The following is a 9,939-nucleotide window of genomic DNA, read 5'->3' on the forward strand; positions in this document are numbered from 1 at the left end:
AAGAATGTTATAACTTGATTCACCGGTCACCGCATGCTGTTGCAGGGAAATCTCTTTGATGCGCGTCGGTGTTCCTGTCGCCGGTACCGTCGAATTCTCTAGGATGATGGGAGGTGCCTAAGCCGCTGTCGTTGCCATGACCTGCCACTGAAAGCGCCCTCCGTCTGCCATCACAGTCCCATTCCTCTCTGCCTTCCCAACTGCCACGACACCGATCCGCCCTGCACGACACCAGCAACCTCGCGGCCAAGCTGGCGGTCTATGACTGGCCGCCATGGGACAAGAGTGAACTCGTGCGCCTTCTCGACGATGGCGAACTTGCCGCTGGTTAGCTGCACTGTGCCGGTGAACTTGCCGCTGACGGTTTCGCCGTCCGTGGCCTCCCGGAAGGGCAGCGCCTTGCTCACGGAGATATCCGCGCCGGCGGCGGCGACTTCGCGCTCGCGCAGCGTGGCGAGAAGGCTGCGCCGGTAGAGGATGCGGCCGTCCCGCGATCGGGTGGCGTCACCCTGTTCGATATGATGCTCGCGGCGCTGATCCATCGCCTCGCGCACCTGCTGGCCGAAACCGGCCGGAGCGAGATCCGATGCGTCAGGCGAAACCAAGCGCCGGTCCAGCCAGGTCGCGCCGTCCGCGCCGATCTGCTTCTCAAGGTCGAGCACCGAAAGCACGCGAACGCTGGCCTGCCGATTCCGGCCGGCATCGTAGGCGACGGCGCGGCTTTCGAAATCGTCGGGGATGCGCCATTGGTTCGTGTCGATCCGCTCGACGATCCCGGCGCGGCGCAGCGCCTCCAGCCGCCGCACATGGGCATCGACAAATCCCTCATAATCGCCGCCCGGAACGCGGCCCTCGAACTTCGCCTGTTCCAGATGGCGGCTCCGCCGATAGATGCCGTCCTCGGCGATTGCCGCAATGGTCCGATCGGATGGCCGCTGTGTCGTGTCGGCGGGACCGATCTCGATGACGCTGCCGATCCGGGCGTCATCGACGCGGGCGGGGTCGATGCCCGGAACATGATGCGTCCGGCCGTCGATCCCGTCTACCACGACGGTCAGGTTCTCGCCCATCTCGTCGGTCAGATATTTGTCCACGACGCGGCCGACGATGGGCGTCTCGGGCGCGGCATCATGAAGCTGGAATGTCATGGAATCGCGCTCCAGCCCATCGGCCTTCAGCGCCTTGTGCATGTTGCGGATGATGTCGCCGCGCTCGCCCAGCTCGCGCAAGGTTGGCTCCATCAGCTCGCTCAACTCCCAGACGCCAGGCGCATGTTCGGTGGTGAGGCCCATCTGTTCCAGCTTGCCCAGGCGGCGCAGGCGCAGCGTCCGGTCAAACTGGCGACGCGGATCGTCGGGTTCATGGCGCAGGTCGATGAAGTGTTCATCGGCTTCCTCTGTTATCGCCCGGTCGATGCGGGTGAAACGGTCCTGATCGACTTCTGCCGACAGCTTGCGCGTCTGCTCGATCTCCGTGACGGGACCAAGCTCCAGCGTGGTCAGCTCGCTCGCCCGCTCGCGGATGCCGTTGGCGAGATAGTCGCCGTTGATAACCAGATTCTCGCCCAACTCGTCCTTGCCCCGGACGATGACATGCACATGGGGATGGCCGGTATTGTAGTGGTTGACCGCTACCCAATCGAGTTTCGTGCCGAGGTCGGTTTCGATCTGGCGCATGAGGTCGCGGGTGTGCTCCTTCAGGTCGGTCAGGTCCACGCCGTCTTCCGGCGAGACGATGAACCGGAACTGGTGGCGATCGTCCTTGCCGCGATCGAGGAAAGCATCGCCATCGGCGCGATCGTCGGTCGCGGAATAGAGCTGGCCGCGCTCGCCGTCGCGCGAGGTGCCGTCGCGCTGGATATAGCGCAGATGGGCCGCCGCCTTGCCGTTCTTCCCGGCCTGCTGAACGTATCGCGTTTTCACGATGACGCGGCGCATGCCGGGAGTGCTGTGCTTCCAGCCGCCCGACAGCGTGCGCGAGCGGACGAAGGACGCGCCCCGACCACGCCGCACGCCCGGTCCTCCGGTCGAGCGAGACCCTTTGCCACTCTTGGCGGCGCTGTTCGCGCCCGACCGTGAGGGAAAACGCGGCGAATATTTAGGATGGGCGTTGCTGTGCTGGCGCGCGAGCTTCTTGGCCTGCGTCAGAAAGCTCTTGGCCTTACCGGCCTTGGGCGTGTCGGATCGGATGCGGCCGGGCTTGGGCCGGAAGCGGTTCTCATCGTCGGCGCTCATGACTGCACCACCGGTCTAGATCGCGGAAAATCGGGCGTTCGGCGGCCATGGTGCCGGTTGAAACCCAGCAAAGCCAAGGCTTTGCGCAAAATCGCGGCTCGCGCCGTCCAAAAACAGGGTGCCGCTCGCGGCGCACCTAACCAGTGCGCAGACAACAACAATTTCGAGAACATGGGCGACGTGGTGCCATGTTCCTTTATCTTGCCCTCCGCCCTTCCTGACCTTTCTGCCCTTCCAACCCGGAATGCAGCCAGGCGACCTCCTGCCTGACTGCACACCGGAACGAACGCTGCCGAGAACGGGACCGCCATGCTCATGGCCGGTTTCCGTCGCCAGAGCGGGCGACAAACATGCTGCCGTCCTGCGGCTCCGCATCGGCGGGATCGCGACCCGGAACGGGGATGCGACTGTCGCCGGACCGCTGTTCGGACGACGACGCGACTGCGGCGCGCATGTCGGTCGAACGCATGACGAAGAGCGGCGCATCACGCCAATCGGGCGGCGGTTCTGCGCGCTTCGCCGGATCGCCCGATGGCGCCGTGCCGCCGAGGATCGGCGCGAGCGCGGCGACATAGGCACGGGTTTCGGCGGGCAAGGCTCGACCCGTCGAGCGATGCTCGTCATAGCGACCGGGACCGGCATTGTAGGCGGCGAGCATCGCCGCGACATTGCCGTAGCGATCCCACATCTCGCGCAGATAGGCGGTGCCTGCGAGGATGTTGTCGCGCGGCTGATAGGGATCGCGGCCGAGGCCATAACGGACGCGCAGGCCCGCCCAGGTATCGGGCATGACCTGCATCAGGCCCATCGCCCCCGCCGAGGAGATGGCGCGCACGTCACCCGCGCTCTCGGCGCGCAGCACGGCGCGAATCCAGGGTTCTGGAATGCCGAAGCGCTGCGACGCCTCGGCGATGTGAGCGGCATGGGGATGAACAGCCGCAAGCTGAACAACCGGCGTCGATTGCGCGACGGCATAGGCTGATCCGCCGGTGAAGCTGAAGGCGACGGCAAACACCGGGACGAGGAATTGTAGCGCGGAGGTGGCGTGATATCGCATGGCCATCAATCCCGATCCTCACGCGGCTTCGGACGGCTCCAGTGCAGCGACCATGACGATTTGTCGTCGCTGTTCTGGAAGAGGTTGGCGCGGATCGGCTGCGGCAAGGCAGGATCATCGAGCAGCACGGACAGATACTCGCCGGCCCTCTCGCCGGTACGTTTCCACGCTGCACCGACCTCCGGGCCATCATGCTCGATGTAATGGACGCGGTAGTCCGGCGCGTTCTCGGCGTCGGAATGGTCTGCGGGAACGATGACGAGTTCCCGCTTGAGGGTGAGCGTGACAAGCTCTCCCGTATAGCCGGATGCGTCGCGATGGAATTGACCGATTTGCGGCATGACTGTCTCCTTGCGGTGGTGTGGGGAAACCCATCGGCGGACACCGCTCCCGCCGATGGGAAAGCGGTCAGTGGGTAGGCGCGCGCCAGACGTAGCGCCCGTCGCCTTCCTCATCGGTCCAGAGCGGCAGCGCCCGTCCGATGACGGAACTTGCAGGGATGGATCCGAAGTAGCGGCCGTCGACGCTGTCCCGGACGTCCCAGTTCATGAGGAAGAGCTCGCCCTCGGCGATGAGGCGGCAGCCCTGCCAGAGAGGCAGATCGCGCCCGATCCGGTCGCGCTCCAGCGCGTCGCCCATCTCCACATTGTCGACGGTGATGGTACGGCCGGTCCGACAAACGCGCTGGCCTGGCAGGCCGAGAACACGTTTCAGGAGGGGGACGTCGCGGGCGACATAGCCGCGCCCAACCATGAAGCCGGCAAGCGGTTCGGGCGGCATGATCGCGACCAGCTCGGGCACCTCGATCCGGCCTGCCGGCTCAACGGTGTAGAAGCCGATCGGCGCACTGGCCGTCGCGTTCCAGATCAGTTTCACCGGCATATCGACCATCGCCGCGGCGGTGATACTGATGACGGCCAGCGCCGTGACGGAGAGGTATCGAAGGCCCGTCATGGGTCGATCCTCCGGCGTCCGAGCCATGCGGCATGGCGCTCCGGCGAATAGGCGAGCGCCTCCAGACCGGCGCTCAGCCGGTTATGGACATGGCGCCAATGATCGGGCGATGCGTCGGCTGGATCGATACCGATCGCGTCCACGGCGTCGATCGCGACGAGCGCGCGCTGGACCTTCACCCAGCCGCCCAGCCGCAGCAGGATCTCGCCGCCTGGACGAACGAAAGGCAGCGTCTGGAAGGGCTCGCCGCGACCGATGGCCCGCACAATATCGAGACGCGAAACGACCGTGCCGTGCTCGCCGGCCGCCCATCGCACGAAGGCGAAGACACTGTTCGGTGCGAAGCCGACGATGCTGCGGCGGCGGTCGAGGATCTGTTCGTAACTCTTGCGCCCGAACCTGATCCAATGCTCGATCTTCTGCTTCTTGAAGGTCAGTTCGACCAGGGTGGTGAATGGCGCTGGCCCGTCCGGCAACGGACGGCCGTGCGCATGGCGGCTCGCCTTACTGATCATGACGCGCCTCCCTCGATGGCTGGAAATTCGCGGTCGAGCAGCGCGCGCAGCATGTCGGCGACGGTGATTCCGCGCCGGAAAGCCGCGACCTTGATGCGCCCGCGCAGCTCGGGCGGCACGTCGATGGTCAGGCGGGCCGTATTGACGGTGCCAGCGGCCTTGCCGCCTGGCGGCGGCTCGGCCGCCCTGATCCAGCTTTCGGGATCGCCCGGCCGGGATGCGAAACCGGGCTTGACGGGAGGGCGTGTCATGGCGCGCTCCTCCCGATCGCCAGACGATCGATCTCATCGGTCAGGGCTGCGATGTCGCGCGCCGCCAGCGCGCCGCTATCGATCTCGGAGGCGAGCCGCCCCGATTGTGCAGCGCTGGCGAAGGCGACGCGCTGGCCGACCGTGGCGGCGAGCAAGGGCGGGTCGTGGTCCGCCAGGGTCTCGGCCGTCTCGCGGGCGATGATGGTGCGAGCGCCGCAGCGGTTGAGGACGAAGCGTGCGACAAGCCCGGGCCGATAGATGCGCGCCTCCGTCAGGAGCGCCAGCATCTCGGCGGAGGCCCAGCCGTCGAAAGGCGATGGCTGTACCGGGATCAGCACCAAGTCGGCGGCGAGGAGCGCGGAGCGCATGAGGCCGGCGACGCGCGGCGGCCCGTCGATGACGACGTGATCGACGTCACGGGCCAGCGCCGGCGCTTCCCGGTGCAGAGTGTCACGGGCAAGGCCGATGGTGCTGAACAGCCTCGGCAAGCCCTCATGGGCGCGCCGTTCTGACCAGTCGAGCGCGGAGCCTTGCGGGTCCGCATCGATCAGCGTGACCCGCTCTCCCCTCCCGGCCCATGCCCCCGCAAGATGGAGCGCCAGCGTCGTCTTGCCGACGCCACCCTTCTGATTGAGGAGCGCGACGATCATGACCTGGTGCCCCGCTGAGTGGCACCGGCACCATGCCTCGCATGCGCGCGCGTCAAAGAAGAAGAGTTAGATTCTTTGTTAGACTCTAAGTTAGCAGTCGGATTCTGCTTTTCAGGCCAAAGACTTAACTGGGGTCCGTGCGCCCGAAATCCCGATAGTGCTGCGCCCGAAGTCCCGATACCCTTTGCGCCCGAAGTCACGAGCCTTTCCACAGGGTTATCCACAGGCACTGTGGACAAGTTTTCGGGCCGGATTTGCAGATACTCGCGCCGCCCCTCGCGAAAAATGTCGAGGCGGTATCCGAGCAGCGATTGCTTCGCGGCGATGCGGCGCAGGTCGAGCGCGAAATCGGAGATCCGCGCCATGGAGCCGGATTTCTGGTGGAGATGCGTGACCTCGAACAGCCAACCATGCGGTTGATGTCCGGCATGCTTGCGGGCGACGCGGTAGAGCCAGCGCTCGATGCCGCCGGTCAGGCGGAAATAGGCGGGATCGATCGCCAGCACGAGCGAGCGGTCGATGACGCCGCGATAGAACCAGTCGGGCAGGACGAACTCCATACCCTCGATCCGGCCATCGCGGGTGGTCAGTTCCTCCCATTCGTTGATCCAGGAGAACTGATGCCGCCGCCAATGCTCGCCCTGACGGATCGTGGTGCGGATGGAAGTGGACTGGAGGCGGATCAGCGCGTTCTTCAGCAGCCGGTATTCGCGCGCGCCTGTGGCCCGGCCAATGGCCATGAGAAGCTGATAGGGCGTGAAGCGGAAGAAGCGCGAGGTGCGCAGGCCGTTGTTCTCGGCTTCGACGAGCTGCGAGGCGGCCCAGATCAGGATGTCGGCATCCCAGATGGTCGCGATGCCGGCATCCATGACGCCAAAGACCTCGACGCGCACTCCGCCGGATTCGTAGAGGATCGGCGTCACTCGCTTGGCCTTGGCGAGCGAAAAGAAGGGGCGTTCCATCAGATCGCGCTGGTCGCGCGGTGGCGCATCGCCGGTCGCGACCACGAAGGGGTCGAGGCGGCTGCGTTCGCTGGTCTCGGATGGCGGCGCGGGTTTATGGTCGTCATCACGCAGCATTCAGTTCTCACCCCGCTCTTGCGGGGTCAGCGGCCGGGCGGGAAACACCGTGCCGGCCGTCTTGTCGCTTGTGGATTTGCGGGCGCCGATGGAGGACCAGGTTTCAAGATCGCCGACGGCATAGAGGACGCGACCGCCGATCTTTCGGTAGGTCGGGCCGGTGCCGTAGGTGCGATGCTTTTCAAGGGTTCGAAGGGAAATGCCAAGGAAGCGCGCGGCCTCCTGTGTGCGCAACAGGCGCGGCGGCATCTCCGCAGTGGGGCGGATGGCCATGGGATCACCTCTGGTTCGTCAGTGAACGCCACCTGCCGTTGCGGCAGTGGACTATGGCGAACCATGGCGAGGGATCGGCGGCAGGTAGCGTGCCGCATTTGCGCCTACGCGCTGGCGGCACCCCGCTGAAGAGCCGGCCCGAGGCAGATAAGTTGAAATAATTCAGCGGCTCGTTGCCTGCCGCATGGATTCGGCGAAGACATTTCCGGGCATCTTCGCTAAGAATGAACGCGAAGCAGTGACGCGCTGCTTCGGGGGCGTAGTAACCCCTGACTAGCGGTTGGTGTCGGCCGTGACGGCACCAAACTCCTTGACCCTATGGTCGGGGAGCCTGTGGCGTATGCAACAGGTTCTTCGAACTAAAGGCCATGGGGCCGTCTAGTCACGGTTACTAACTCCCCGATCACCAAGAGTCAGAGAGTATGTTTGCGGGGGCGCACCGCGGACAAAGCCTCTTCAAAGGTGGGGAGCGATGATGCGAACATCCGCCGAACTTGATCCAGATGTAGCCGACGAAGCGCCGACGGGCGATGCGATCACCGCCTATGACGAGCAGCATTTCGTGACCTATCTGCGCCTTCTCGATGCCAAGGCGGAGAATGCCGACTGGAAGGAAGTTGCGCGAATCGTGCTCCACCGCGATCCGGTCGCGGAAGAGCTGCGGTCCTATCGTTGCTGGCAGAGCCATTTGGAACGTGCTCAATGGCTTTCGCGTGAGGGCTACAAGCGGTTGCTGGAACAGGCTGCTGCTAATAACGCATGACGGTGACGTCCCGTTTGGTGGCCATGCGAACGGCCGCCGTACCGACAGACTTCATCCTCTCCTGCCGTCGCCCGGCTTGATCGGATAGTGCAGCAAGAGCCGATAGCCGCCGCGCATCATCTTGATGCCGTGGGCGACAAGGCGGCGGGCCTTGTTCTTGCGCGGGTCGATTTCCCAATCCTCTTTCGTACCGCGAAACCCGAGCAGCACTTCGGCAATGGCGCGATAGCTTTCTCCCCGCAGGCGGGCGTCGAGCGCCCGCAGGGACAGGATGTGCCATTCCCTGAGTTGCGCCGGGATGGCGCGGAAGTCTGGCCCAGGGGCGCGGCCCTGCAGCGAGCGCCATAACCGGCGCGCGGCATGGGTCCGAAGTTCCAGATAGGCGTCCATGGGTAGCGTCGCGGCGTAGAAGGCCGCCGCATCCGGCACGGCCTGCGGCAGCCAGAATTGATGTGCGACGCCATCGACCTCCCAGAGACCATGCCAACCGTCTGATGCTTGCCGCAGCTCAAGTCCGTCGAGATGCGCCAGGGCGACGATAGGCTCGGTCTCGCCGTTGTGGTGCTCGACAGGCGACAGCGTGACGGCCTGCGGCTGGAAGCGAGGCGACCAGATTGGGCCACGGTCAGGCGGTGCGTTTGGATCGTGCGGGAAATCGCAACCCCCAACGACGCGCAAAAGCGTCGAGGGCTTCGGTCGCCGGCGTTTTGGTCCCCGCGATCGTCTGGAAGTCGTTCAGGTAATCGTCATTGCGACGAAGATATTCCCAAGCAAAACCGGCGACAGGTATACGCTTTACATGAATATAGGCCGCCGGAGAGCGCCAGTCGATACGCAGCATGGCCTCACCTCCCATTGCCGGGCCGCACGCAAACAATGCCCGGACAGAGAAGTGTTCCGAAGAACGGACTATCTTTGTAGTTGCAGAAACCAGATAAGTTGAGCGCGTAACGCGATCACTCGGATAGTTAATTTTTCTTTTGCGTTGCTTGAACTTACACCTGATTCGACGGAGGGGGCTATTGCATTTGCGGGTCTTGCGGTCCGTGTCAGCGATCGAAGCCGAAGGGCGGAAACGCGCTTGGCAAGCGTGGTTCCGGCGCAGCCGAGAGCGCGGGCCCGAAGGGCGACACCTTGATTTTTCGGCGCCTGGAAGTTATGTATATCCCACTGGCATATCACAAGTAGGAGGCGGCCATGACCAGTTCAACGGTATTCACAAGCAATCGCAGCCAGGCGGTGCGCCTGCCCAAGGCCGTGGCGTTCCCCGAGGATGTGCATCAGGTCGACATCCTCAAGATCGGGCGCAGCCGGGTGATCGTACCGCAGGGCAAGCGTTGGGACGATCTGTTCCTGAATGGCCCCAGGGTCAGCGACGACTTCCTGAGCGAGCGGGTGCAACCGGCAGCGGAAGAGCGCGAGTCCTTCTGATGCTGACCTATATGCTCGATACCAACATCTGCATCTATGTGATGAAGACCTATCCGCCTGCCGTGCTGGAGAAGTTCAACGCCCTGGCGGACCAGCTTTGCATATCGAGCATTACGCTTGGCGAGTTGCATTATGGCGCGGAGAAGTCCGCTCGCCGGGAACACAACCTGACGGCCATCGAGCATTTCGTGGCGCGGCTTGATGTGCTGCCCTTCGCCGACAAGGCGGCGGCGCATTACGGCCAGGTCCGGGCGGAGCTGGAGCGCGCGGGCACGCCCTGCGGCCCCCATGACATGCAGATCGGGGCGCATGCGCGCAGCGAGGGCCTGATCGTCGTCACCAACAATATGCGGGAATTCGTCCGCATGCCCGGCGTCCGGGTTGAAAACTGGCTCTGAAATCTTCGCTGAAAGCGGCGCCTACGAAAGGCGGCGCGGCGCTTTGCGCTTGGTCATGGAGAAGGCCCCGGCTTGTCGGCCGGGGCCTTGTTCCGCCCTTCAGTCGCTGCGGCGACCGTTGGGGCGGGACCAGATCAGAGAGTACCCCTCGCCATCTTCGTCGTCGAAGAGGTTGGCGTAGATCGGAGCGTTGAAGCTCGGATCGTCGAGCTTGAGGCCCAGATAGTCGCGGCCCTCGTTGGAGCGCTTGGACCAGGCGGCGCCGATCTCGACGTTATGTGGTGCACCACATAATGTCGATTATGCCGAGAACGGTATTATGCGGAGTGCCAGG

The 9,939-nt window shown here is 64.4% G+C and carries 13 protein-coding genes and 2 pseudogenes; 3 read left to right on the forward strand and 12 right to left on the reverse strand.

The genetic code is table 11. From position 1 onward, the window contains the following. Positions 1 to 170: 170 nt before the first annotated feature. The 9 genes from CEV34_RS27685 to CEV34_RS23310 form a co-directional block, all read right to left on the reverse strand. Positions 171 to 2,234 carry a relaxase/mobilization nuclease domain-containing protein gene (locus CEV34_RS27685; RefSeq protein ID WP_094544681.1) on the reverse strand — a complete coding sequence of 688 codons (2,064 nt, stop codon included), beginning with the start codon at positions 2,232 to 2,234 and terminating at the stop codon, positions 171 to 173. 313 nt (positions 2,235 to 2,547) lie between these two features. Further along, the gene (locus tag CEV34_RS23275; protein WP_179253645.1) at positions 2,548 to 3,297 is read right to left on the reverse strand and encodes a lytic transglycosylase domain-containing protein; all 750 of its coding nucleotides are present in this window, start codon (positions 3,295 to 3,297) and stop codon (positions 2,548 to 2,550) included. Continuing rightward, entirely contained in the window at positions 3,297 to 3,632 is a 336-nt protein-coding gene (locus CEV34_RS23280) for a DUF736 domain-containing protein (RefSeq protein ID WP_094544683.1), read from the reverse strand. The genes CEV34_RS23275 and CEV34_RS23280 overlap by 1 nt, the downstream gene beginning before the upstream one ends. 67 nt (positions 3,633 to 3,699) lie before the next feature. Beyond that, positions 3,700 to 4,245 carry a S26 family signal peptidase gene (locus CEV34_RS23285; RefSeq protein ID WP_094544684.1) on the reverse strand — a complete coding sequence of 182 codons (546 nt, stop codon included), beginning with the start codon at positions 4,243 to 4,245 and terminating at the stop codon, positions 3,700 to 3,702. Beyond that, positions 4,242 to 4,760: a DUF2840 domain-containing protein gene (locus tag CEV34_RS23290; protein WP_094544685.1), complete on the reverse strand. Its 519-nt coding sequence runs from the start codon at positions 4,758 to 4,760 to the stop codon at positions 4,242 to 4,244. The genes CEV34_RS23285 and CEV34_RS23290 overlap by 4 nt, the downstream gene beginning before the upstream one ends. Next, positions 4,757 to 5,011 (reverse strand): ribbon-helix-helix protein, encoded by a 255-nt coding sequence (locus CEV34_RS23295; protein WP_094544686.1) that lies wholly within the window; start codon positions 5,009 to 5,011, stop codon positions 4,757 to 4,759. The genes CEV34_RS23290 and CEV34_RS23295 overlap by 4 nt, the downstream gene beginning before the upstream one ends. Beyond that, the gene (gene parA, locus CEV34_RS23300) at positions 5,008 to 5,661 is read right to left on the reverse strand and encodes a ParA family partition ATPase (protein WP_094544687.1); all 654 of its coding nucleotides are present in this window, start codon (positions 5,659 to 5,661) and stop codon (positions 5,008 to 5,010) included. Before parA ends, CEV34_RS23295 begins: the two co-directional genes overlap by 4 nt. Then, positions 5,658 to 6,740, reverse strand: coding sequence for a replication initiator protein A (locus CEV34_RS23305; protein ID WP_094544688.1), 1,083 nt, complete (start codon positions 6,738 to 6,740; stop codon positions 5,658 to 5,660). The genes parA and CEV34_RS23305 overlap by 4 nt, the downstream gene beginning before the upstream one ends. Next, entirely contained in the window at positions 6,741 to 7,013 is a 273-nt protein-coding gene (locus tag CEV34_RS23310; RefSeq protein WP_179253647.1) for a helix-turn-helix transcriptional regulator, read from the reverse strand. Positions 7,014 to 7,482: 469 nt separating this feature from the next. Here CEV34_RS23310 and CEV34_RS23315 point away from each other — a divergent pair. Continuing rightward, positions 7,483 to 7,776: pseudogene (locus CEV34_RS23315) on the forward strand (DNA -binding domain-containing protein); the annotation flags it as partial. A 51-nt stretch (positions 7,777 to 7,827) separates the two neighbouring features. Here CEV34_RS23315 and CEV34_RS23320 read toward each other — a convergent pair. After that, complete coding sequence (locus CEV34_RS23320) at positions 7,828 to 8,454, reverse strand: DUF2285 domain-containing protein (protein WP_179253649.1); 627 nt, start codon at positions 8,452 to 8,454, stop codon at positions 7,828 to 7,830. After that, entirely contained in the window at positions 8,402 to 8,617 is a 216-nt protein-coding gene (locus tag CEV34_RS23325) for a transcriptional regulator domain-containing protein (protein WP_094544690.1), read from the reverse strand. The genes CEV34_RS23320 and CEV34_RS23325 overlap by 53 nt, the downstream gene beginning before the upstream one ends. A gap of 356 nt (positions 8,618 to 8,973) precedes the next feature. Between CEV34_RS23325 and vapB the strand changes: the two genes are divergently transcribed. Both vapB and vapC read left to right on the forward strand, forming a co-directional pair. Next, the gene (gene vapB / locus CEV34_RS23330) at positions 8,974 to 9,207 is read left to right on the forward strand and encodes a type II toxin-antitoxin system VapB family antitoxin (RefSeq protein WP_094544691.1); all 234 of its coding nucleotides are present in this window, start codon (positions 8,974 to 8,976) and stop codon (positions 9,205 to 9,207) included. Further along, positions 9,207 to 9,605 carry a type II toxin-antitoxin system tRNA(fMet)-specific endonuclease VapC gene (gene vapC / locus CEV34_RS23335; RefSeq protein ID WP_094544692.1) on the forward strand — a complete coding sequence of 133 codons (399 nt, stop codon included), beginning with the start codon at positions 9,207 to 9,209 and terminating at the stop codon, positions 9,603 to 9,605. The genes vapB and vapC overlap by 1 nt, the downstream gene beginning before the upstream one ends. A 99-nt stretch (positions 9,606 to 9,704) precedes the next feature. Here the strand turns inward: vapC and CEV34_RS23340 are convergent. Then, a pseudogene (locus CEV34_RS23340) lies at positions 9,705 to 9,875 on the reverse strand (DUF736 domain-containing protein); the annotation flags it as partial. Positions 9,876 to 9,939: the final 64 nt, after the last annotated feature.

The organism is Brucella pseudogrignonensis (genome assembly GCF_002252525.1).
In the GTDB taxonomy this organism is placed as follows: domain Bacteria; phylum Pseudomonadota; class Alphaproteobacteria; order Rhizobiales; family Rhizobiaceae; genus Brucella; species Brucella pseudogrignonensis.

Coding starts and splice junctions, on each gene's coding strand:
- CEV34_RS23280 (WP_094544683.1), bottom strand. CDS start 3,632: ATGCCGCAAATCGGTCAATTCCATCGCGACGCATCCGGCTATACGGGA.
- vapB (WP_094544691.1), top strand. CDS start 8,974: ATGACCAGTTCAACGGTATTCACAAGCAATCGCAGCCAGGCGGTGCGC.
- CEV34_RS23275 (WP_179253645.1), bottom strand. CDS start 3,297: ATGGCCATGCGATATCACGCCACCTCCGCGCTACAATTCCTCGTCCCG.
- CEV34_RS23285 (WP_094544684.1), bottom strand. CDS start 4,245: ATGACGGGCCTTCGATACCTCTCCGTCACGGCGCTGGCCGTCATCAGT.
- CEV34_RS23325 (WP_094544690.1), bottom strand. CDS start 8,617: ATGCTGCGTATCGACTGGCGCTCTCCGGCGGCCTATATTCATGTAAAG.
- CEV34_RS23295 (WP_094544686.1), bottom strand. CDS start 5,011: ATGACACGCCCTCCCGTCAAGCCCGGTTTCGCATCCCGGCCGGGCGAT.
- vapC (WP_094544692.1), top strand. CDS start 9,207: ATGCTGACCTATATGCTCGATACCAACATCTGCATCTATGTGATGAAG.
- parA (WP_094544687.1), bottom strand. CDS start 5,661: ATGATCGTCGCGCTCCTCAATCAGAAGGGTGGCGTCGGCAAGACGACG.
- CEV34_RS23310 (WP_179253647.1), bottom strand. CDS start 7,013: ATGGCCATCCGCCCCACTGCGGAGATGCCGCCGCGCCTGTTGCGCACA.
- CEV34_RS23290 (WP_094544685.1), bottom strand. CDS start 4,760: ATGATCAGTAAGGCGAGCCGCCATGCGCACGGCCGTCCGTTGCCGGAC.
- CEV34_RS27685 (WP_094544681.1), bottom strand. CDS start 2,234: ATGAGCGCCGACGATGAGAACCGCTTCCGGCCCAAGCCCGGCCGCATC.
- CEV34_RS23305 (WP_094544688.1), bottom strand. CDS start 6,740: ATGCTGCGTGATGACGACCATAAACCCGCGCCGCCATCCGAGACCAGC.